Origin of the sequence: Kribbella sp. NBC_00889 (assembly GCF_045207705.1) — a bacterium.
Classification (GTDB): Bacteria; Actinomycetota; Actinomycetes; order Propionibacteriales; family Kribbellaceae; genus Kribbella.
The window spans coordinates 797,073-820,168 of the sequence record NZ_CP108783.1; the positions used below are offsets into that span (position 1 = coordinate 797,073).

Annotated in this window: 17 protein-coding genes; 13 read left to right on the forward strand and 4 right to left on the reverse strand. The window is 69.1% G+C overall.

Features of this window, described 5'->3' with window-relative positions; genetic code table 11:
- Nucleotides 1–32: 32 nt before the first annotated feature.
- The 3 genes from OG817_RS04080 (at nucleotide 33) to OG817_RS04090 (ending at nucleotide 9,106) form a co-directional block, all read left to right on the forward strand.
- Nucleotides 33–998 carry a glycosyltransferase family 2 protein gene (locus OG817_RS04080; protein ID WP_406052263.1) on the forward strand — a complete coding sequence of 322 codons (966 nt, stop codon included), beginning with the start codon at nucleotides 33–35 and terminating at the stop codon, nucleotides 996–998.
- Complete coding sequence (locus tag OG817_RS04085; protein ID WP_406052265.1) at nucleotides 995–3,208, forward strand: hypothetical protein; 2,214 nt, start codon at nucleotides 995–997, stop codon at nucleotides 3,206–3,208. The genes OG817_RS04080 and OG817_RS04085 overlap by 4 nt, the downstream gene beginning before the upstream one ends.
- Before the next feature lie 264 nt (nucleotides 3,209–3,472).
- Nucleotides 3,473–9,106: an Ig-like domain-containing protein gene (locus OG817_RS04090; RefSeq protein ID WP_406052266.1), complete on the forward strand. Its 5,634-nt coding sequence runs from the start codon at nucleotides 3,473–3,475 to the stop codon at nucleotides 9,104–9,106.
- 90 nt (nucleotides 9,107–9,196) lie between these two features.
- On the opposite strand, the gene OG817_RS04095 is transcribed toward OG817_RS04090, so the two are convergent.
- From OG817_RS04095 to OG817_RS04105, 3 genes are read right to left on the reverse strand one after another with little or no spacing between them, the layout of a single operon-like run.
- A complete protein-coding gene (locus OG817_RS04095; protein WP_406052268.1) occupies nucleotides 9,197–9,715 on the reverse strand; it encodes a GNAT family N-acetyltransferase in 519 nt (172 codons plus the stop codon).
- Nucleotides 9,716–9,748: 33 nt separating this feature from the next.
- The gene (locus OG817_RS04100) at nucleotides 9,749–10,672 is read right to left on the reverse strand and encodes an RNA polymerase sigma-70 factor (RefSeq protein WP_396397850.1); all 924 of its coding nucleotides are present in this window, start codon (nucleotides 10,670–10,672) and stop codon (nucleotides 9,749–9,751) included.
- Nucleotides 10,669–11,223: a carboxymuconolactone decarboxylase family protein gene (locus OG817_RS04105; RefSeq protein WP_406052270.1), complete on the reverse strand. Its 555-nt coding sequence runs from the start codon at nucleotides 11,221–11,223 to the stop codon at nucleotides 10,669–10,671. The genes OG817_RS04100 and OG817_RS04105 overlap by 4 nt, the downstream gene beginning before the upstream one ends.
- 145 nt (nucleotides 11,224–11,368) lie before the next feature.
- On the opposite strand from OG817_RS04105, the gene argC reads away from it, so the two are divergent.
- The 8 genes from argC to OG817_RS04145 are packed head-to-tail and all read left to right on the forward strand — an operon-like array spanning nucleotide 11,369 to nucleotide 19,258.
- The gene (gene argC / locus OG817_RS04110; RefSeq protein WP_406052272.1) at nucleotides 11,369–12,400 is read left to right on the forward strand and encodes an N-acetyl-gamma-glutamyl-phosphate reductase; all 1,032 of its coding nucleotides are present in this window, start codon (nucleotides 11,369–11,371) and stop codon (nucleotides 12,398–12,400) included.
- The gene (gene argJ / locus OG817_RS04115) at nucleotides 12,397–13,599 is read left to right on the forward strand and encodes a bifunctional glutamate N-acetyltransferase/amino-acid acetyltransferase ArgJ (protein WP_406052274.1); all 1,203 of its coding nucleotides are present in this window, start codon (nucleotides 12,397–12,399) and stop codon (nucleotides 13,597–13,599) included. Before argC ends, argJ begins: the two co-directional genes overlap by 4 nt.
- Entirely contained in the window at nucleotides 13,596–14,477 is an 882-nt protein-coding gene (argB, locus tag OG817_RS04120; RefSeq protein WP_396397853.1) for an acetylglutamate kinase, read from the forward strand. Before argJ ends, argB begins: the two co-directional genes overlap by 4 nt.
- Nucleotides 14,474–15,676 (forward strand): acetylornithine transaminase, encoded by a 1,203-nt coding sequence (locus OG817_RS04125; RefSeq protein WP_360444123.1) that lies wholly within the window; start codon nucleotides 14,474–14,476, stop codon nucleotides 15,674–15,676. Before argB ends, OG817_RS04125 begins: the two co-directional genes overlap by 4 nt.
- Nucleotides 15,673–16,608, forward strand: a complete 936-nt coding sequence (gene argF / locus OG817_RS04130) for an ornithine carbamoyltransferase (RefSeq protein ID WP_406052277.1) — start codon at nucleotides 15,673–15,675, stop codon at nucleotides 16,606–16,608. The genes OG817_RS04125 and argF overlap by 4 nt, the downstream gene beginning before the upstream one ends.
- Nucleotides 16,605–17,114, forward strand: a complete 510-nt coding sequence (locus OG817_RS04135; protein WP_360444117.1) for an arginine repressor — start codon at nucleotides 16,605–16,607, stop codon at nucleotides 17,112–17,114. The genes argF and OG817_RS04135 overlap by 4 nt, the downstream gene beginning before the upstream one ends.
- An 11-nt stretch (nucleotides 17,115–17,125) precedes the next feature.
- Entirely contained in the window at nucleotides 17,126–18,541 is a 1,416-nt protein-coding gene (gene argH, locus OG817_RS04140) for an argininosuccinate lyase (RefSeq protein ID WP_406052279.1), read from the forward strand.
- A gap of 39 nt (nucleotides 18,542–18,580) precedes the next feature.
- The gene (locus OG817_RS04145) at nucleotides 18,581–19,258 is read left to right on the forward strand and encodes a DNA-3-methyladenine glycosylase (RefSeq protein WP_406052281.1); all 678 of its coding nucleotides are present in this window, start codon (nucleotides 18,581–18,583) and stop codon (nucleotides 19,256–19,258) included.
- Here the strand turns inward: OG817_RS04145 and OG817_RS04150 are convergent.
- The gene (locus OG817_RS04150) at nucleotides 19,255–20,214 is read right to left on the reverse strand and encodes an LLM class flavin-dependent oxidoreductase (protein ID WP_406052283.1); all 960 of its coding nucleotides are present in this window, start codon (nucleotides 20,212–20,214) and stop codon (nucleotides 19,255–19,257) included. The two genes, OG817_RS04145 and OG817_RS04150, sit on opposite strands and share 4 nt — an antisense overlap.
- Nucleotides 20,215–20,336: 122 nt before the next feature.
- Between OG817_RS04150 and OG817_RS04155 the strand changes: the two genes are divergently transcribed.
- A complete protein-coding gene (locus OG817_RS04155; protein WP_406052285.1) occupies nucleotides 20,337–21,374 on the forward strand; it encodes an App1 family protein in 1,038 nt (345 codons plus the stop codon).
- Nucleotides 21,375–21,433: 59 nt separating this feature from the next.
- The gene (tyrS, locus tag OG817_RS04160; RefSeq protein ID WP_406052287.1) at nucleotides 21,434–22,738 is read left to right on the forward strand and encodes a tyrosine--tRNA ligase; all 1,305 of its coding nucleotides are present in this window, start codon (nucleotides 21,434–21,436) and stop codon (nucleotides 22,736–22,738) included.
- Nucleotides 22,739–23,096 lie beyond the last annotated feature (358 nt).

Here is a 23,096-nt window from a genome sequence, read left to right on the forward strand (position 1 = left end):
TTCGGCCGTTCGAACTGGAAGGTCTGTAGACCATGCGGGACCCTGAGCTCTCCGTCGTCGTACCGATGTACGACGAGGAAGAAGTGCTGCCGATCTTCTTCGAGCGGATGCACCCGCTGCTGGACGGACTCGGGATCAGCTACGAGCTGCTGGTCGTCGACGACGGCAGCCGGGACCGGACCGCCGCGCTCCTCCTCGAGGCAGCCAAGGACTGGCCGCAACTGCGCGTCGTACGGCTGCTCCGCAACAGCGGTCATCAGGCCGCGCAATCGGCCGGCTTCCGGCGCGCCCGCGGTCGGTACGTCGTCACGATCGACGCCGACCTGCAGGACCCGCCGGAGGTGATCCCCGAGTTCCTCGCCGCGGCGCGCGAGCAGGACGTCGACGTCGTGTACGGCGTTCGCTCGGACCGGTCGAGTGACTCGTGGCCGAAGCGGACGACGGCGCGGCTCTACTACCGGCTGATCTGCCGGCTGGTCGGCAAGGACATCCCGTTCGATGCGGCCGACTTCCGGCTGGTGTCGCGGCGGGTGGTCGACGCGGTGAACGCGCTACCCGAGGACGGCCGCGTGTTCCGCCTGGTCATCCCGTGGCTCGGCTTCCCGAGCGCCGAGGTGCGCTATGTCCGGGCCGAGCGGGCCGCCGGGACGACGAAGTACAACCTGACCAAGATGCTCCGGCTCGCGTTCGACAGCGTGACCGCGTTCTCCGCGGCTCCGCTGCGGCTGGCGACCTGGCTCGGGCTGCTCGGTGGCCTGCTGTCGGTGATGTTCGTCGTCGGCTCGCTCGTCATCAAGCTCACCGGCCGCGGCATCCCCGGGTGGACGTCGACCGTGCTCGCGGTGAGCGTGATCGGCGCGGTCCAACTGCTCTGCCTCGGCCTGCTCGGCGAGTACGTCGCCCGTCTGTTCCAGTCCAGCCAGCGCCGGCCGCAGTTCCTCGTCGGCTACGACAGCCTCGAAGACCAAGGACATCAGGAACCGGTACACCACCGATGAAGCGGTCCCTTCCCTGGCTGCTGCCGTTCCTGGTCGCGGTCATCGGGCTGCTCTCGGTCGACGTCGGTCCAGGCCCCATCGTCAAGTACGCCGTCTACTTCGCGCTGGCGATCGCGCTCCCGGGCACTCTCCTCCTGCGCGCGGCCTGGCGTAGTACAGGCAACTGGGCGGAGGACCTCGGCCTCGGCTCCGTCGTCGGTGCGACCTGGCAGCTGATCGGCTGGGCTCTGTTCACCGCACTCGGCTGGCAGCGCTGGCTCATCATCTGGCCCTTGCTGGTACTGATCGCCTTCGCCTCGGTACGACGCCTGCGCGAGTGCTGGCGTATCGCCGACCCGAAACCACTGCCGGTCGCGTGGACCTGGGCACTGGCCGTGTCGGCGACGGTCATGGTCGGCGCTACCACCGTCGGCGTGCTGGCGTACCACGCGATGCCGCCGGACGGGTCGGCGTACTACCCGGACCTGCTCTACCACCTGTCACTGGTGAACGAGTTGACCCGGTCGGTCCCGCCGGAGTTGCCGCAGGTGGTGGGGGAGCGGCTGGAGTACCACTGGTTCGCGGACGCCGACATGGCCGGGGCCGTGGACATTACCCGGCTGACGCCGATGATCGTGCTGTTCCGGTTGTGGCTGCTGCCGTGGCTGGTCGTCGTACTGCTCGTGTGCGCGACGCTGGCGCGGACCGTGAGTCGCACCTGGTGGACCGGCCTGCTCGCGGCCATCGCCCTGGCCGCGCCGCAGTTGTACTTGTTCTTCGACACGAGTGTGAATCTGGCGCCGCCGGTCAGCTTCCTGAGTCCCTCGCAGACGTTCGGGCTGGTCGCCTGTGTGACCGCGGCGGTGTTGCTGATCGAGCTGTTGTTCAGGAACGCCGGGGGCTGGTTGTGGGTGGTCGTGATCGGCGTCGCGATCGTCGGCGGTGGGTCGAAGCCGACGGTGTTGCCGCTGTTGATCGCGGGCGTCGGGCTGTCCGCGGTGTTCCTGCTGGTGACGACCCGGCGAGTGCCGCGGCGGATCATCGTCGCCGGTGTCGTGCTCGTGGCGGTCGGTGCCGGGACGTTGCTGACGGTTGCGGGGAGCACCAAAGGTTCGAGTCTGCAGTTCCTTGCGGTTCTGAAGTCGCTACCCGTCTACACGGCCGCGACCGGTGATACGACGCCACCCGGGGAGGGCGGTCTGATCCTGCCCGCGCTGGCGCATGGTGCGGTGATCGGGACGCTGACATTGCTGCTGGCTGTACTGCTCACTCTTCAGGCGATGGCATGGGCCGGTTTCGGCGTCGCCGGCCGGCGGGATCCGGTCGCGTGGTTCCTACTGGGAGCGATGATCGCCGGCTGGGCGGGGTACCTCCTGATCGACCACCCGTCCGTGAGCGAGTCCTACTTCATCTACACGAGCGCGCCGTTCAGCCTCGCGGCAGCCGGCTGGTTCGCGGCCGTCAGTGTGCGTGCGGCCCAACGGCCGATCCCGGTGGCGGTCACGGCGTTCATCGTGTCGGTGGTCTGTGCTGGTCTGCTGGTGTGGGCGAGGGGTGTGCCGGCCGCTTCGCCGGGCCGTCAACTGTGGCTGAGCACGCGCGTGCTGCTCGTCGTACTCGCGTTGACGGTCGTGCTGCTGCTGGTGTGGCGACTGTTCTTCCGGCAGGCGGGTGGCGGGCTGCTCGTCGTACTGATGTTGCTGGCGATCTCGCCGATCAGTTCGTTCCTGCAGAGCGCGGCGCATGGGGACACCGAGAAGTCGCAGACGCACCGGGCGCCTCACTGGTGGGTGTATCGGGACGAGGCGTCGGCGGCGTTGTGGCTCGAGAAGAACTCCGCGCCGACCGATGTCGTTGCCACGAACACTTGGTGTCGTCCGGCCGGACCGCAGACGCCTGGGTGTGATGCCCGCGGTTATCTGGTCAGTGGGATCGCTGGTCGCCGGACCGTGATGGAGGGCTGGGCGTACACGAACCAGGCGATGGCCGAGCAGGGCGTCGGCGGCCGCCGGTACACCGAACAGCTGTCGCCCTGGCCCGAGCGAGTCACGCTCACCACCGAGGCCCTCGCCACGCCGACACCGGACCGCCTCCGTCGGCTCCGCGACGAGTACGACGTCCGCTGGCTGTACGTCGACGCCCGCGACGGGACCGTGTCCACCGAGCTCGACCGGCTGGCCACGTTGCGACACAGCATCGGCAAGGTCCGGATCTACGACCTCGGAGAGTGATTAGCCCGTAACATTGGGCCAGCGTAGGCCGTTACCTCTACGCTGGCCCGCCCGCCCCGCGGCCGAAGCATGCGGAAACGTGATTGCTCGGGAGGGCTGCACATGCGGGCGACGCGACCGGGCGCATCCATTCTGTTGGTGTTGGGCCTGCTCGCCCTGCCGTGCGTGGACGCAACCGCCTATGAAGTGCCGTCGGCGCCTTTCGCGCAGGGGGACTCGGCGACCGCGGTGATGCCTGGGTCGGGACTCAAGCAGACGATCACCGTGACTGGGCAGACGGAGTTGGTGGATGCGACGACGGCGGGCGTGCGGGGGACCGGGCCGACCACGTACGCGCCGCCGATAGCGCGCACGACCCCGGCTGAGGATCTCGTGGTGAAGACCGGGACCTGCGCGTCCACCGGAGGTTGTGGCGACCGCGGCACGGTGACGATCGCGTTCTCGCAGCCGGTACGCAACCCGGTGCTCCATCTGGCCGGGATCGGCGGCGCGGTCACGCAGACCGTCAGCGACAAACCCGCCGCCCAATCCGAGCTGCACTCGGTGCTCAAGCTCACCACCGCCGGCCTCAGCCTCACGAAGGTCGGCCAGGGCAACAATCTCGCCGTCACCAGCGACACGATCACCGCCGCGAACCATGACGCCGGCCCGAACTGCAGCAACACCAAGACCGGCGCCGGCGGCCCCGACGCCACCGCAAGCGCCGCCTGCGGTTCCGTCCGGATCAACGGCGTCGCCACCAAGCTCAGCTTCGACGTGACCGCGATCTTCACCAAGCACCCGAAGCTCCCGGCGTTCAACACCCCGGCTTCCGGCGACGCGTTCTCCTTGCTCGCGTCCACCGGCGAGGACTTCGGCGACGCCCCCGAGTCGTACGGCGCTGCCTGGTCGGTGCTCAGCGACGTACACCTCGGCAAGGACGCAACCGAGGACAACGTGACCGTTGCCAACGGCACCACCGGTCCTCAGGCCCCGGATCAGGCTGACGACGGCGGCACCTTCAAGCCGCTCCGCACGAACGCGGCCGCCTACTCCGCGATCGTCGCCCTCAGCGGCGCGTCCAAGTCGGGCCGGGTCTGCGCGTGGATCGACCTCGACCGCAACGGCTCCTTCCAACCCGCCGAGCGCGCATGCACCACCTTCGCCCCCGGTCAGGGCGCGGCCACTCTCAACTGGACCAAGCTCGCCCGTCCCAAGGCCGGAGCGTCGTACGCGCGGGTGCGCATCGGCTACAACGACCCACAGGTGGAGAAACCGACCGGTGCCGCCGACGCCGGTGAGGTCGAGGACCACCCGATCACCATCGCGCCACCGCCTCCGCCGATCCTGCTCGACGATACCGCGACGACCGAGTTCAACACCGGACGGATCGTCGATGTGCTCGGCAACGACAAGCCCGGCGACCCGGACGCGACGCTCAAGTCGGGCTCCCTCTGCCTCGTCGACGGCAACAAGTGCGTCGAGATGGTGAACGTCGTCGGCCAGGCCAAGTACGTCGCCAGGTCCGACGGCACGATCGACGTCGACCCGGTCCCGGGCTTCGTGGGCAAGGCCAAGCCGGTCACCTACCGGGTTGCCGACCGCAACGGCAGTACGGCGACCGCGACGCTGACCGTCACCGTCGCGCTGCCCGCCGGTCCGGTCGCCACGCCCGACACCGCGACCACCCCGCAGAACGTCAGCATCGCGCTGAAGCCACTCGCCAACGACCACGCCGCCCCTGGCGTCACCCTCGTCGCCGGCTCCGTCGTACTCCGTGACCCGGCCGACGCGACGTTCAAGACGACGGTGGTCATCCCCGGCGAGGGTGAGTACGCCGTCAAGCCCAGCGGCGCCGTGGACTTCGTGCCGAAGCCGCAGTTCACCGGTGTCGGTACGTCGATCGGCTACCGCGTCACCGACACCACCAGGCAGACCGCCGAGTCCACGCTCGTCGTCACGGTCACCCCAGTCAATCCCACGGCCAACGGCGACTCCGTGTCCACGCCGTTCGACACGGATGCCGTCGTACCGGTGCTCGACAACGACCTGCCCGGTTCTCCAGATGCTCCGCTCGATCCCGCCAGCCTGCGACTGGTCGACCCGCTCAGCCACAAGCTCGTCGACCAGGTGACCATCGCGCGGCAGGCGACGTACTTGGTGGCCGACGGCAAGGTCACGTTTCGTCCGGTGCGCGGCTTCCACGGGGTTGGCACGGCGTTGACGTACCAGGTGCTGGACAGGAACGGGACCGCGGCGTGGGCGTCGCTGACGGTCTCGGTCGACGCACCCGGTCCGCCGGTTGCGAACCCGGACGCGGTCACGATGCTGCAGGGTGCGTCGGTGCTCGTTCCCGTCCTGGACAACGACAAGCCTGGCCCGACCGGGTCGGCGCTGGTTCCGGGCAGCGTGCGGTTGAACGCGCCGACGCGCTCCGAGCCGAGGACGTCGGTCGTCGTTCCGGGCCAGGGTAAATACACCGCGAAACCGGACGGCCGGATCCTGTTCGAGCCGGTCCGGACGTTCAGCGGCGCGGCGACACCGGTGGCCTACCAGGTTGCCGACGGCAACGGCGCGCTCGGAACGACGATCCTCGCGGTCCGGGTGACCAAGGTCCAACCCGATGCCTCCGACGACACCGCGAGTACGGCGTACGACACCACTACCTCGATCGCTGTGCTGGCGAATGACACCGCGGGCAACCCGGCGGTCCCGTTGGTCCCGAGCAGTGTGCGGCTGCTCGACCCGAAGACGCATCAGCCGAAGACGACGGCGGTCGTCGCCGGCGAGGCGACGTTCACGGTCGAGCCGGATGGGAGGATCGAGGTCGACCCGCTGCCCACGTACACCGGGGTCACGGCGCCGATCACCTACCGCGTCTCGGACGTGAACGGCACGCTGGCCACCGCGACGCTCACCGTCACGATCGCGAAGCCGGCCGCACCGACCGCGAAGCCCGACACCGCAACCGGCAAGCAGAACCTCTTGCTGAACGTCGACCCGCTCGCGAACGACACGGCCGGACAGGGCACCGGCCTCGACCGGCTGAGTCTGGCCCTCCTCGATCCGGCCGACGGCTCCCTCAAGAAGTTGGTGAAGATCCCTGGTCAGGCCAGCTACCAGGTCAATCCCGACGGCACCGTCACCGTGGATCCGCTGCCAGGCTTCACCGGTACGGCGACCACGCTGACCTATCGCGTCACGGACTGGTTCGGTCAGGCCACCAAGTCGACCATCACGGTGACGATCACTCCCGTCACTCCGATCGCGGCCGACGATGCGGCGACAACGCCGTACGACAAGACCGTCACGGTCAAGGTGCTGGCGAACGACAAGCCGGGTGACGCGACCGCGCCGCTGGTTCCGGGGACTCTTCTGCTCACCGATCCGGCGGATGGCTCGTTGAAGGCGAAGGTCGCGATCCCGAACGAGGGTGTCTACACGGCGGCCGGGGGAGTGGTGACCTTCGATCCGGGCGCGACGTTCCGCGGACCGGGCACGCCGCTGACCTATCAAGTGGCCGATAGCAACGGAACGCCGGCGACCGCGAAGCTGTGGATCACCGTCGGTCTGCCACCGGTCGCCGTCGCCGACACCGCATCCACGCTGCAGGACGTCACCGTGACCGTGAACCTACTGTCCAACGACAGCCCGGGCACTGACGCCAGGCTCGATCCGGCGTCGGTCGGCCTGCTGGACCCGGCTGCTCGGATGGCGGGGTACCTCAAGAAGGTCACGGTCGCCAATCAGGGCACGTACACCGTGCAGCAGAGTGGGGCTGTGGTGTTCGACCCGCTGCCGGCCTTCCGCGGCAAGGCGATGGCGATCAACTACCGGGTCGCTGACTCGAACGGGATCTTCTCCGCGTCGACGCTGACGATGACAGTCACCCCGGTCTGGCCTGTCGCCGTGGACGATTCGGGCATCACGCCGTACAACCACGCGATCACGGTCGACGTGCTGGCCAACGACAAGGCGGGCGACCCGTCCGCGCCGCTGGTTCGGACGAGCCTGGTGCTGAAGGACATGGCCGGTGGGTATCGCAAGACCATCACCCAGCCTGGCGAGGGCAGCTACACCGCTGCGGATGATGGGTCGATCACGTTCACTCCGGTCAAGGACTACCAGGGGGTGACGACCCCGGCGACGTACCGGATCACCGACGACAACGGGTCGATCGCCGAGGGGCTGTTGTTCCTCACGGTCGGCAAGGGGCCGGAGGCGGTTGGGGACACGGCAGCCACGAAGCAGAACGTGAAGATGACGGTCGATCCGCTGAGCAACGACAAGCCGGGTACGGCTGCTCAGCTGGAGAAGACCTCGGTCCAGGTGTACGACGCGAGCGCGGGGCGCTGGGGGCGGACGGCAACGATCGCCGGACAGGCCGCGTTCGCGGTGGATGCGGTGACCGGGAAGCTCACGGTTGATCCGGCGCCGGCGTACCGCGGTGTCGTCTCGATCGTCTACCGGGTCGCTGACACGAGCCGGAACTCGGCGACCGCGACCGTCGCCGTGGCGGTGACGCCGGTGGTGCCCGTCGCTGCGGACGACAAGGCGTCGACTCCCTTCGAGACTGACGTGACCGTCGCGGTGCTGGACAACGACAAGGCAGGCGACGCTTCGGCATCGCTCGCGGTCGCCGACGTGCGGTTACTCGATCCGGCGACCGGCGATGCCGTGACCTCGCTGGAGGTGCCGGGGCAAGGCCTGTTCACTGTCCAGCCCTCGGGTGGGATCAGGTTCGCGCCGGTGGATGGTTTCGCCGGTACGACGACGCCGGTCGGGTATCAGGTGGCCGACAGCAACGGCACAATCAGTGCGGCCACCCTGACGATCGCGGTCCAGGCTCGGCCGGTGGCGACGCCTGATGCGGCGCGGACCAAACAACATGTGGCGGTGACGGTCGACCCGCTGGCGAACGACAAGCCGGGACCGGATGCGACCTTGGATCCGGCGACGTTGTTGTTGGTCGGTCCGGCCGGCGCGTTGGTCGACGATGTGACGGTCGCCGGGCAAGGTGAGTGGTCGGTTGCCAAGGGCAAGGTGACCTTCAGTCCGGTGGCGACGTTCACGGGTACGGCGCGGCCGGCGGCGTACGAGGTGAAGGACAGCAACCGGAACTCGGCGCGCGCGACGATCACGGTGACAGTGGTGCCGGTGCGTCCGGTCACCGTCGACGACAGCGCCCGGACCGGCTTCGGCCAGGCCGTGGTCATCCAGGTGCTCGGCAACGACAAGCCCGGTGACCCGTCCGCGCCGCTCGCGCCGGCCTCCGTCGTACTGCGTGATCCGGCGGACGGTAAGGACAAGAAGGCGGTGAGCGTTCCGGACGAGGGTGGCTTCGTGGTGGCCGCGGACGGCACGATCACGTTCACCCCGGCGAAGGGCTTCATCGGTACGACGCGATCCCTCGCCTACCGGGTCACCGACGCGAACGGTACGTCGAACACGGCGCTGGTCGACGTCACCGTGGCAGCGCCGATCCTCGCGAAGGCAACAGCGGACACGGCCACCGGTACGCCGGGCAACCCGGTCGCGGTCAACCCACTGCTCAACGACGACGGCGCGATCGACCCCAGCACGGTCTGCCTGCGCACCGGCTCGGCCACCTGCACGAAGCGCGTCACCGACGCATCCGGCACCTGGACCGTCGCTCCGGACGGCACCATCAGCCTCACGCCCGCAGCCGGCTTCACGGGAACCGCGAAGGTGTCGTACCAGCGCACCGACGCAACCGGTGCCGCAGTCACCGCCCCGGTCAAGGTCACCCTGGGAGCGCCACCCACGACCGACCCTCAACCCCTCAACAACACCCAGCTCCCCGCCACCGGCGGCCCGCCGGCCATCCTCGTCACCCTAGGCACCCTCCTCACCGCCCTGGGCGCCACCCTCCTGGCCCTCGTCCGCTCCCGCCGCTAGCCCTTGGTGGGTACGCCGAGTCGTGGATTGTGGTTCAGTCATCAGCCGATTCGTGACCGATCGCCACGACTCGGCGGTTGGACACCTGGGTCAGAGGTCTTGGACGAACATGATCTCGTCGCGGTACTCGCCGGGAGCGACCAGGATCGCGCGCGGATGACGGCCGACGACGCGGTAGCCGAGCGGCTCGTAGAACTTCTCCAGGCCCAGGCCGTCGCGGATCGTCAGCTGGAGCTGCTCCAGACCGAGATCGACGGCCGAGCTGCGCAGCCCTTCCATCAACAGGCGGCCGGCACCGTTGCCCTGGTGCTGGGGATGGACCATCACGCGCAGCATCGTGCGCCAGTGCGGTTGGAGGGCGCTGCCCCGCGTCACCAGCAGCCCCATCCCGACGTACCGCTCCCCGTTGTGCAGGACGCCGAGCACGTCCAGGCCGGCCGCGACCCGGCCGAGCGCGTCGTCCAGCGTCTCCGCCACCTGTTCGGCCGGCGCCGGCGCAGTGAAGCCGACCGCGCCACCGGCGTCCGTGGCCGTGATCCAGGTGTCCAGCAGATCCGCCCGCAGCGCCGGGTCCAGAGCCTCGTCCGGCTCGACCTCCACGTACTTCACTCCACCTCCAGATGCGACTCAGTTGCAGATACTCTACGACTGCGCATCGAGGGTGTGGCGGGGTGGGACCGCGGTGAGTTTGTCGGGGTTGCGGACCAGGTACATCTCGGTGATCAGGCCGTCGGTCATCTCGAAGAAGGCGACGGTGTCCGGCTCGTCGCCGTCGTAGGCGATGGCCGCGGTCTCGCCGTTCAGCGTCCCCATCCGGATCTCGAAGGTGGGGTTCTCCGCGATCACCGCGAACAGCCAGCGAACGATCTTCGCCGCGCCGTGGATCGGCCGGAGGGCCGCCTTCTTCTTGCCGCCGCCGTCGCTGATCAGGACCGCATCCGGCGCCAGCAGCGACACGACCTGCTCGAAATCGCCGGTCCCGGCGGCCGCCATGAACTGCACCGTCAGCTCGCTGTGCCGCGCCTTGTCGACGTGATGCCGCGGCCGCCGCGCTTGCACGTGTTCCCGGGCCCGGTGGGCGAGTTGCCGGACCGCGGTCTCGGACCGGCCGAGCGTGTCCGCGATCTCGTCGTACGGGAGATCGAACACCTCGCGCAGGACGAACGTGGCACGCTCGAGCGGCGAGAGCGTCTCGAGGACGACCAGCATCGCCATGCTGACCGAGTCCGCGAGCTCCACGACCGCCGCCGGATCCGCATCGGGTGCCGCGAGCTCCGGCGACATCGGCTCGGGCAGCCAAGGCCCGACGTACTGCTCCCGCCGGGCCTTCTGCTCCCGCAGCCGGTTCAGCGCAAGCCGCGTGGTGATGCGGATCAGGTACGCCCGCGGGTCGCGGATGTCGCCGTGGTCGATCGCGGCCCACCGCAGCCAGGCCTCCTGGACCACGTCCTCCGCGTCGGTGACACTGCCCACGACCCGGTACGCCGCTCCTACCAGGACCGCCCGGTGTTCGTCGAACTCGCGAGCGAGTTCTTCGTCGGCGCGACCCGGCTGATCATCAGTCACGTGGCCGGCCTCAGCTCGCAGAACTCCTTGAAGCCCTGGCTGGTCAGGCCGAGCGCGGCGTTGCTGCGGGACCGGAAGTTCTCCAGTGAGACCAGTGCCGTGAGCTCGACCAGTTGCTCGTCGGTCAGGTCTTGGCGCAGGCGCTCGACCTGCTCGTCGGTGACCGTTGGCGGGGTCACCGTCATCGCCTCGGCGTACTCCATCACCGCGCGCTCCAGATCCGTGTAGACGTCGCTGTCCCGCCACCCTGGCACATCGCGCAGCTTCGCGGGGTCGACACCCTCGTGGTGGAACTCCCAGTAGCCGAAGTCCATGCACCAGCTGCAGCCGATCTGCGCCGACGGCATCATCACCGCGAGCGCCTTGAGTGTCGGGTCCAGCTTCTTCCATCGCGCGGCCGACCCCTCCAGCAGCATCGTCGACACCAGCACCCGCCGGTTGTGCAGCGCCACCTTCACCGGATCCGGCACCTTGCGGTACATCCTCCGGCTGCTCCACTCGACCGTCCGCACGAACCACGTCTTGCGATGCTCCAGCTCGATCCGGGCCATCCCGTCCTCCCTCAGGTCGTCGTCCCCCTTGCGGACACGCGGGACCCACCCGGCCGTGACATGGCGCGTGTCACAGGCCAGGATGGACAGGGCGGCACACCGGGATCGGTTGGATATTTTTCCAAGCCATGGCATACTCATTCACATGAGCGTGAAGGTGGCGGTCGCCGGTGCCAGTGGGTATGCAGGAGGTGAGCTGCTCCGGTTGCTGAGCGGGCACCCCGAGGTGGAGATCGGAGCCCTCACCGCCGGAGGAAACGCCGGTACGGCGCTCGGCGCCCACCACCCCCACCTCGTGCCTCTGGCCGGGCGCATCCTGGTCGAGACCACGGCGGAGACGCTGGCCGGTCACGACGTGGTGTTCCTGGCCTTGCCGCACGGACAGTCCGCCGGAATCGCCGAGCAACTCGGCGAGGACGTCACCGTGATCGACTGCGGCGCGGACTTCCGGCTGACCGAGGCCGAGGTGTGGGTCGAGTTCTACGGCGGTGAGCACGCCGGCTCGTGGCCGTACGGACTGCCGGAGCTCCCGGGTCAACGGGACAAGCTCCGCGGGTCGAACCGGGTCGCCGTACCGGGGTGTTATCCCACCGTCTCCACTCTCGCGCTGCTCCCCGCCGTACAGCAGGGCCTCGTCGATCCCAGCCAGCTGGTGGTGGTCGCGGTCAGCGGGACCTCCGGCGCGGGCAAGGCGCCGAAGCCGCATCTGCTCGGCGCCGAGGTGATGGGCTCCGCCTCCGCGTACGGCGTCGGCGGCGTCCACCGGCACACCCCGGAGATCGAGCAGAACCTCACGCCGTACGCCGAGCAGCCGGTGAGTGTCTCGTTCACCCCCGTGCTCGTGCCGATGTCGCGGGGCATCCTCGCCACCTGCAGCGCGCCGGTTGCCGACGGCACCGATCTCGCGACGCTGCGGCAGGCCTACGAGGATGCCTACCGCAACGAGCCCTTCGTGCACCTGCTCCCCGAGGGGCAATGGCCGCAGACACAGGCCACTCTCGGTGCCAACACCGTGCAGCTGCAGGTCACGCTCGACCAGCGCACCGGCCGCGCCGTGATCGTGGCCGCGATGGACAACCTCACCAAGGGCACTGCCGGCGGCGCCGTGCAGTGCATGAACCTGGCCGCCGGACTCGACGAGACCCTGGCCCTTCCCCTCATCGGAGTTGCACCGTGACGCTTGCTGTCACCCCGTCCACCCAAGTCGATCGGAGCGCCGGGGTCACCGCGCCGGCCGGCATCCGTGCGGCCGGGGTGATCGCGGGGATCAAACCGGCCGGCACGCCGGACCTCACCGTCGTGGTCAACGACGGACCGTACGACGTCGCAGCCGGTGTCTTCACCACCAACAAGGTGAAGGCGGCGCCGGTGCTCTGGTCCCAGCAGGTGCTGACCGCCGGTAAGTTGAAAGCCGTCGTGCTGAACTCCGGGGGCGCCAACGCCTGCACCGGACCGGAGGGCTTCCAGGACACCCACCGGACGGCGGAGAAGCTGGCCGAGGTGCTCGGGGTCGGAGCGGCCGAGATCGGGGTCTGCTCGACCGGCCTGATCGGCGAGCGGCTGCCGATGTCGTCGCTCATCCCAGGCATCGACAAAGCTGTGGCCGCCCTTGGCGATGGGCCGGAGCACAGCCTGGCGGCGGCGACGGCGGTCATGACGACCGACAACGTGCCGAAGCAGGCCGTGCTGAAACACTCGGACGGCTGGAGCATCGGCGGGTTCGCGAAGGGCGCCGGCATGTGCGCGCCGAACATGGCGACCATGCTCAGCGTGATCACGACCGACGCCGTACTCGATCAGCCGCACCTCGACCACGCGCTGCGGAACGCGGTCGGCAAGACCTTCAACCGGCTCGACGTCGACGGGGGAACGTCGACCAACGACACGGTGTTGCTGCTGAGCTCGGGCGCGTCCGGAGTCACCGTCACGCCGGAGGCCTTCGAGGCCGCGCTGACAACGCTCGCCGCCGACCTGGTGAAGCAGTTGCAGGCCGACGCGGAGGGCGTCACCAAGCACGTCAGCATCACCGTGCGGAACGCCGCCACCGAGGCCGAGGCGCTGGCCGCCGCCAAGATCGTTGCCGAGGACAATCTCTGCAAGACCGCCTTCTTCGCCTCCGACCCGAACTGGGGCCGGATCGCGATGGCGGTCGGCAACGCGCCGACCGCGTTCGACCCGTCGCTGCTCGACATCACGCTGAACGGCGCGCCGATCTGCGTTGCCGGCGGCAAGGGCGTCGACCGTTCCGAAGCGGACCTGAGCGGCTTGGAGATCGACGTAGTGATCGACCTGCACGCCGGCCCAGCATCAGCCACCGTGCTCACCACCGACCTGTCCCACGCGTACGTCGAAGAGAACTCGGCGTACTCCTCATGAGCACCAGTCACGCGGATGCGGTGGAGAAGGCTGCGGTCCTGACCGAGGCGTTGCCCTGGCTGAAGCAGTTCCACGGCAAGACGGTGGTCGTCAAGTACGGCGGCAACGCGATGGTCGACGACAAGTTGAAGCGGGCCTTCGCGGAGGACATCGTCTTCCTCCGGTACGCCGGGGTCCGGGTCGTCGTCGTCCACGGCGGCGGGCCGCAGATCAGCGACATGCTCAGCCGGCTCGGCATCGACAGCGAGTTCCGCGGCGGGCTGCGGGTCACCACGCCCGAGGCGATGGACGTCGTCGGCATGGTCCTGGTCGGCAAGGTCGGCCGGGAGCTGGTCGGGCTGCTCAACGCGCACGGCCCGTTCGCGGTCGGCATGTCCGGTGAGGACGCCGGCCTGTTCACCGCGGAGCGTCGTAGCGCGCTGGTCGACGGCGAGTCGGTCGACATCGGACTGGTCGGCGACGTGGTCCACGTCCGGCCGGAGGCGGTGATCGACCTGATCGACGCCGGCCGGATCCCGGTGGTGTCGACGATCGCGCCCGACGAGGACGGCCAGGCGCACAACGTCAACGCCGACACCGCGGCGGCCGCGCTGGCCTCCGCGCTCGGCGCCGAGAAGCTCGTCGTGCTGACCGACGTGGCCGGGTTGTACCGGAACTGGCCGGACAGCGACGAGATCATCACCCAGATCGACACCACCGAACTGGCCGAGCTGCTGCCCAGGCTCGCCTCCGGGATGGTGCCCAAGATGGAGGCCTGCCTGCGCGCGGTCGAGTCGGGCGTCTCCCGGGCGACCGTGATCGACGGCCGGGTGCCGCACTCGCTGCTACTGGAAATCTTCACCGACGCCGGAAGTGGGACCCAGGTGATTCCGTCATGACCGAACTGCTCACTGTCGACGGCACCCAGGCGGCGCTCACCGAGCGCTACACGGGCGCGCTGATGAACACGTTCGGCGCGCCGAAGCGCGTGCTGGTGCGGGGCGAAGGCGCCTACCTGTGGGACGCCGACGGCAACAAGTACCTCGACCTGCTCGGTGGGCTCGCGGTGAACTGCCTCGGCCACGCGCACCCGTTCGTGGTGTCCGCGGTGACATCGCAGCTCGCGACCCTCGGCCATGTCTCGAACTTCTTCGCCTCCGCGCCGCAGATCGCGCTGGCCGAGAAGTTGCTCGGTCTGTTCGATGCTCCGGGCAAGGTGTTCTTCACCAACTCGGGCACCGAGGCGAACGAGGCGGCGTTCAAGATCACCCGGCGGACCGGCCGGACCAAGATCGTCTCCACCGTCGGCGCGTTCCACGGACGGTCGATGGGCGCGCTCGCGGTGACGTGGAAACCGGCGTACCGCGAGGCGTTCGCGCCGCTGCCCGGAGACGTGGAGTTCGTGCCGTACGGCGATGCCGACGCGTTGGCGGCAGCGGTCGACGACGAGACGGCGGCTGTCATCCTCGAGCCGATCCAGGGCGAGAACGGCGTCGTCGTACCGCCGCCGGGGTACCTGCGGGCGGCGCGGCGGATCACCTCCGAGCACCGCGCGCTGCTGTGGATCGACGAGATCCAGACCGGGATCGGCCGGACCGGGACCTGGTTCGCGTACGAGACCGAGGGGATCACGCCGGACCTCGTGACGGTGGCCAAGGGCCTCGGCGCGGGGATCCCGATCGGTGCCTGCATCGGGCTGGGTGCCGCGGCGGAGCTGTTGCAGCCGGGCAACCACGGGACGACGTTCGGCGGCAACCCGGTCGCCGCGATCGCCGGCCTGGCGGTGCTGACCGTGATCGAGCGGGACGGGCTGCTGGCGCAGGTGAATGCTGTCGGCAACCACCTTGCCTCGTCCATCATCGCGCTCGACCACCCGCTGATCGCCGACGTGCGCGGCCGCGGGATGCTGCTGGCGATCGAGCTGACCCGGCCGGTGTCGGACCAGGTGGCCGCGCTGGCGCTGGAGGCCGGGTTCGTGATCAACAACCCGATTCCGAACGCGTTGCGGCTGGCGCCGCCGTACATCCTGAGCAAGGCTGATGCCGACAGTTTCGTTGCGGCCCTGCCCGGGCTGCTCGACCACGTGGAGGCGGCATGACTGTCCGGCATTTTCTCCGCGACGACGACCTGAGCCCGGTCGAGCAGGACGAGGTCCTGACGCTCGGGCAACAGCTGTCCCAGGACCGCTACGGACACCAGCCGCTGGCCGGGCCGAAGACGGTCGCGGTGATCTTCGACAAGACGTCGACCCGCACCCGGATCTCGTTCGCGGTCGGGATCCCCGAACTGGGCGGCGTACCGCTGATCATCGATGCACAGACCTCGCAGATGGGGCGCGGCGAGCCGATCGCCGACACCGCGAAGGTGCTGGACCGGCAGGTCGCGGCGATCGTCTGGCGGACGTCCGGGCAGAGCCGGATCGAGGAGATGGCGTCGGCGTCCCGGGTGCCGGTGATCAACGCACTCACCGACGAGTTCCACCCATGCCAGATCCTCGCCGACCTGCTCACCGTGCGGCAGCACAAGGGCACGATGGCCGGGCTCAAGCTCGTGTACCTCGGTGACGGCGCGAACAACATGTCGCACTCGTACCTGCTGGGTGGCGCGACGGCCGGGATGCACGTGGTGGTGGGTTCACCGGCGGAGTACCAGCCGGACCCGGCCATCCTGGCTCGCGCCGCGGAGATCGCCGCCGAGACTGGTGGCTCGGTCGCCTGGACTGGGGATCCTTACGCGGCCGTCGATGGCGCCGATGTGGTTGCCACCGACACCTGGGTCTCGATGGGGCAGGAGGCGGAGGCGGGCGCGCGGGAGGCGCCGTTCGTCCCGTACGCCGTGACCGAGCAGCTCATGTCGAAGGCTGCCGCCGATGCGATCGTGCTGCACTGCTTGCCGGCGTACCGGGGCAAGGAGATCGAGGCGGCCGTGATCGACGGACCGCAGTCGGTCGTCTGGGACGAGGCCGAGAACCGGCTGCACGCCCAGAAGGCGCTGCTGTCCTGGCTGCTCGCGAGGAGTTTCGGCGCATGAGCATCGCCGTACCGACTACGAAGGCGGCGCGCCAGCAGCGCATCGTCGATCTGCTCGGCCGGCAGCCGGTGCGATCGCAGACCGAGCTCGCCGACCTGCTCGCCGCGTCCGGACTCGTCGTCGGCCAGGCCACGCTGTCCCGCGACCTGGTCGAGATCGGTGCGGTCAAGGTCCGCGACTCGTCCGGCCAACTCGTGTACGCCGTACCAGGCGAAGGCGGCGACCGTACGCCGCGAGCCGGTGAGGCCGCCGCTTTCGAATCGCGCCTGGCCAGAGTCGCATCCGAAGTCCTGGTGTCGGCCGAAGGCAGCGCGAACCTGGTCATCCTCCGCACCCCGCCGGGCGCGGCCCAGTACTTCGCGTCGGCCATCGACCACGTCGGCCTCGACGACGTACTCGGCACCATCGCCGGTGACGACACCGTGATGGTCGTGTCCCGCAACCCCACCGGCGGCCCCGCCCTCGCCACCCGCTTCCTGTCCCTGGCAGCCCGCGAACCCAAGTAAGGAACTGTGAGTTGAGTACCGGAGAAGGTGTGGCCCTGTGGGGTGCACGGTTCGCGGGAGGGCCGGCGGATGCGCTGGCAGCGCTGAGCAAGTCGACGCAGTTCGACTGGCGACTCGCGCCGTACGACATCGCCGGGTCGAAGGCGCATGCCAAGGTGCTGCACCGGGCCGGGCTGCTGACCGACGAGGACCTGTCGGCGATGCTGGCCGGTCTGGACGGGCTGCTCGACGACGTGCTGACCGGGAAGTTCCTGCCGGCTGAGGACGACGAGGACGTGCACACGGCGCTCGAGCGCGGTCTGCTCGATCGGCTGGGAGCAGAGTTGGGCGGGCGACTGCGCGCCGGCCGGTCGCGGAACGACCAGGTCGCCACGCTGTTCAAGAGCTACCTGCGCGAGCACGGCCGCGTCATCAGCCGGCTGCTGCTGGAGCAGGTGAACACGCTCGCGGAGCAGGCGGAGAAGCACCTCGGCGTCGCCATGCCGGGCCGGACCCACCTGCAGCACGCACAGCCGGTCCTGCTCTCGCATCACCTGCTCGCGCACGCCTGGCCGCTCATCCGTGACCTCGACCGGATCGCCGACTGGGACGCTCGCGTCGCGGCCGACTCGCCGTACGGATCGGGTGCGCTGGCGGGGAGTTCGCTGGGCCTCGACCCGCAGTTCGTCGCTGTCGAGCTCGGCTTCACCGACTCGTCGGCGAACTCGATCGACGGGACCGCCGCACGCGACTTCGTGGCCGAGTTCGCGTTCGTCACCGCGCAGATCGGCGTCGACCTGTCCAGGCAGGCCGAGGAGGTGATCATCTGGGCGACGAAGGAGTTCGGTTTCGTCGAGCTGGACGACGCGTTCTCGACCGGGTCGAGCATCATGCCGCAGAAGAAGAACCCGGACATCGCCGAACTCGCGCGGGGCAAGGCGGGCCGGCTGATCGGCAACCTGAGCGGCCTGCTGGCGACGCTGAAGGCGCAGCCGCTCGCCTACAACCGCGATCTGCAGGAGGACAAGGAGCCCGTCTTCGACTCCATCGACACGCTAGAGGTGCTGCTGCCGGCGTTCACCGGGATGATCCGGACGCTGCGCTTCAACGCCGAGCGACTGGAGGAGCTGGCGCCACAGGGCTTCTCGCTCGCGACCGACATCGCGGAGTGGCTGGTCCGGCAGAAGATCCCGTTCCGGGTCGCTCACGAGCTGGCCGGCGCGTGCGTGCAGGAGTGCGAGAAGCGCGGGATCGAGCTGTGGGACCTGACCGACGAGGACCTTGCCGCGATCTCGCCGTACCTCACGCCGGAGGTCCGCTCGGTGCTGACTGTCGAGGGCTCGCTGGCCTCCCGCAACACCCGCGGTGGCACGGCGCAGGAACGCGTCGTCGAACAACTCGCGGAGCTTCGGGCCCGGGTCACGGCTCACAGCACCCGCCTCGGGTGAAGGCAGTTTCTGTCGGCCCGTTCGCTTAGGGTGCTGCGCATGCCCGTACGCCGCTCGCTGCTCGCGGATCCCGTCCTCGAAGTGGCCCCGAAGCTCCTCGGCATGGTCCTGCGCAGTACCTCCGACGAAGGCACGGTGGCAGTCCGCCTCACCGAGGTCGAGGCGTACGACGGCCCGAACGATCCCGGCTCGCACGCGTACCGGGGTCAGACCGCGCGCAACGCGGTGATGTTCGGCCCGCCGGGCTTCCTGTACGTCTACTTCACCTACGGCATGCACTTCTGCATGAATGTCAGCGTCGGCCCGGACGGTCAGCCGTCGGCCGTCCTGCTGCGGGCCGGCGAGATCGTCGAGGGCATCGAGCTGGCCCGTGTACGTCGCGGGCCGCTGGAAACCCAACAGGTGAAGTTCAACCAATCCGGCGTGCGGCAGGGGCCGGCCGTCAAGCGTCCGAAGGTGAACCCGGACCGCGACCTGGCGCGCGGGCCGGCGCGGCTGTGCGTTGCCCTCGGCATCGGCCGGGACCACAACGGCGTCGACCTGCTGGCCAGGGGCTCGAGTGTGCAACTGCTGCCCGGTCCCGGTTTCGACGGCGAGCCGTCCACCGGTCCTCGGGTCGGTCTCCGGGAAGCTGCCGACCGCAACTGGCGGTTCTGGATCCCCGGTGACCCGACGGTCTCGCCGTACCGGCCGCACGTGCCGAAGCGTCGGGCTTAGCGACTCGCCAGCTCCAGCACGTGGTCGAGTTGGGGGAGTCCGTGCTCGACCTCGGGGTCCGGGAACAGACCGATGTGGTGCACCCCAGCCCCCTCGAGCGCCTGGATGTGCGTGGCCGCGTCGTCCAGCGTCCCGATCGCGCCGATCTCGGTCCACCAGTCGGTCGGCATCCCCACGAGACCCTCGGCGCCTGACTCGTCGTACAGCTTCTTCATGTCCGCGAAGAACGGCAGCGCGGTCACCCCAGGGTGGTTGTCGTTGATCCGCCACCCCAGCCACGGCGCCGTCCACTCGTAAGCCGCCTTCCGGTCGCTGCGGATGCACATGGCGCTGAACACCGCGACCACGAAGCCCTCCGGCGATCCGGCGTACTCGACCGACTGCCGCACGTACGGCGGAGTGGCCGGCTCGGCGAGGACGATGCCGCCACCGACGCGGCCGGCCAACGCCATCGACTTCGGTCCCATCACGCCGAGCAGGATCGGCGGCGGCTCGACCGGAGGCGCGTCCAGCTTCACGTCGTCGAGGTACACGGCCTTGCCCTGGAAGCTCACGTTCTCGCCGGCGAGGAGCCTGGTGACCGTGGTCGTCACCTCTTCGAGCGTGGTGAGCGGCGACTTCGGGCGGACGCCCATCTGCCCCATCCACTCCTGCACTCCGTGGCCGATGCCAGGCAGGAAGCGGCCCGGGCCGAGCGCCTCCAGCGTGGCGAACTCCATCGCGGTGACAGCCGCCGTACGCGCCACCGCCGGCACGATGCCGAGGCCGACCGTGAGGCGCTCGGTCGACGTCAGCGCGGCCGAGACGAGAGACGGTCCGGCCGTGTAGAAGCAGTCCTCGATGATCCACAGTTCATCCGCGCCGCCGGTGTCCAGGCGGCGGGCCACGTCGGTCACCAGGGCGGCAGGAAACGTCCGCGGGAAGCACATCCCGACAGCGGCTGAGGTCTGTGTCATGCGAAGACCTTAGGAGGCTGCTCCGACAGTTCTCCAGAGGCTTCCCGAGCAGTTTGGTAAAGGTCGTCCCGCGCCGCCGGGAGAGCAGGCGTAGGGGACCTTGGTCCGGGTAGGTTCGGAGTATGGCCCGTCCGCACTACGCGTCCCGTCTCGAGGACTGGTTCAACATCGGGGTGCAAGCGGTGCTGCGGCGGCGCGGTTGGCGGGAGCGGATCATTCCGCACGTCGGCTACGGCACCTCCGAGTTCGTCCGGGTGCTGGCCCGGGTCGTCTTCGGTCGCGACCCGCGCAACCAGCCGCGGTACGACGAGGACCAGGTGATGCGGGGCTGGCGCGTCTTCGTCACCGCGCCGGCGACCAAGGTGGCAGTGACCGTCACCGTCGGCGGGCAGACGTTCGACGCCGTCACGGACCGGGGCGGATTCGTCGACCTGACCGTGCCGGTGGTGCTGCCGCCGGGATGGCACGAGATCGACCTCGGCGTGCACGGCGACCGGCAAGCGCGGGCGCGGGTGTTCGTGCCCGACCCGGACGCCACCTTCGGACTGGTCAGCGACATCGACGACACGGTGATGCTGACCATGCTGCCGCGTCCGATGATCGCGGCGTGGAACACGTTCGTCCGGGACGAGCAGGCGCGGCGCGTCGTACCGGGCATGGCCCAGCTGTACGACGAGCTGCTCGCGGACCACCCGGGTGCGCCGATCTTCTACCTGTCCACCGGTGCCTGGAACACGGCTCCAACGCTGACCCGCTTCCTGGCCCGGCACGGGTACCCGGTGGGCCCGCTGCTGCTGACGGACTGGGGGCCGACCAACACCGGATGGTTCCGCAGCGGGCAGGAGCACAAGCGGACCGCCCTGCGCCGGCTGGCCAAGGAGTTCCCGAACGTCCGCTGGGTCCTTGTCGGCGACGACGGCCAGCACGACCCTCAGCTGTACGGCGACTTCGCGCAGACGCACCCGGATCACGTCCGGGCGATCGGCATCCGTCAGCTCACGCCTGCTGAGCAGGTGCTGTCACACGGTCTGCCCGTCCCCAACCCTGACCCGGGTGCCCACGACCCACAACGCCCGACAGCCGCCACAGTCCATGGCCCCGACGGACATGCGCTCCGTCCGCAACTCCGCAGCGTCCTCACCCGCCCGGAACCCACCTGACCCCGGCACCCCGTCGTACAGGACACTTGTAGCTGACCGTCGTACTCGAGGAGAGACAAGTGACCGACAGCGGGACCGAACGCCGTACCCAGGTGCTGGACGACCTGGAGACTCGCGGCCTGATCGCGCACTCCACCGATCCCGACGCTCTCCGGGCGGCCATGGCGAGCGGACCGATCACCTCCTATGTCGGCTTCGACCCGACGGCACCAAGCCTGCACATGGGCAACCTGCTGCAGCTCCTGACGCTGCGCCGCCTCCAGCTCGCCGGCCACAACCCGATCGGCCTCGTCGGTGGCGCCACCGGCCTGATCGGGGACCCGAAGGAGAGCTCCGAGCGGGTACTGAACCCGAAGGACGTCGTCCACCAGTGGGTCGAGAAGGTCCGCGTCCAGGTGGAGAAGTTCGTCGACTTCGACACCGCGCTGCCGAACCCGGCCCGGATCGTCAACAACTACGACTGGACCAAGGACCTCAACACCCTCGACTTCCTCCGGGACATCGGCAAGCACTTCCCAGTGAACCGGATGCTCGGCCGTGAGGTGGTGAAGGCCCGGCTGGAGCAGGGGATCAGCTACACCGAGTTCAGCTACGTGCTGCTGCAGTCGCTGGACTACCTGGAGCTCTTCCGGCGCTACGGCTGCACGCTGCAGACCGGGGGGAGCGACCAGTGGGGGAACCTGACCGCTGGTGTGGAGCTGATCCGCCGTACTGAGTCGGGCAAGGCGCATGCACTGGCCACGCCACTGGTGACGAAGGCCGACGGGACGAAGTTCGGGAAGACGGAGTCCGGCAGTGTGTGGCTGGACCGGGAGCTCACCTCGCCGTACGCGTTCTACCAGTTCTGGTTCAACGCCGACGATCGCGATGTGATGCAGCTGGTGCGCTTCTACACGTTCCGTACGGCGGAGGAGATCGCAGCGCTCGAGCAGGCGACAGAGGAACGCCCACAGGCGCGCGAGGCCCAACGGCTACTCGCAGAGGACGTCACCACGCTTGTGCATGGGGAGGACGAGACCAGGCGAGTGCAGGAGGCGTCCAAGGCGCTCTTCGGTCAGGGCGAGCTCGCGTCTCTGGACGGCTCCACACTGGTCGCCGCACTCCGCGAAGCACCCCACGTCGAACTCGGCGCCGACGAACCAATGCCGACGTACGCCGATCTGCTCGTGAAGTCCGGCCTGGTCGCCAGCAAGTCCGCGGCCCGACGGACAGTGGCCGAAGGTGGCGGCTACCTGAACAACGAGAAGGTGAAGGACGCCGAGTACGTGCCGGGGACGGATGACCTGCTGCCGGGTGGCGTGCTGGTGCTGCGGCGCGGGAAGCGTTCGTTTGCAGGCGTTCTGGCGTCGGCGGCGCAGGGCTGAGGTGGCCGGCTCCACTCCCACATCTGGGTTGCCGAGAGCAAATTACAGCCGTGTGATTCAGCCCACCGGGAACCGATTTGACCGGCTACCTGCGAGCCACGTAATGTTCTTCTTGTTGGAGCGAGGCGCGGGACGCGAAAGTGGCCGGTCGCTCCGAACCCCCCAAGGCTAGCTGAGCCGAACCGTGTCGTCTGACCCGGGGCGGTAGCTTGGATGCGGGTGGAAGGTCAGAAAAATTGGGTCTTGACCCGGTGGTTCTGATCCGGTAAAGTAGCGCAGGTTGCCCCGGGGTCCTGGCTGAGAAGCCTGGACGCGGTGTGCGCCCGATTTTTGAGAACTCAACAGCGTGCCGAAAGTC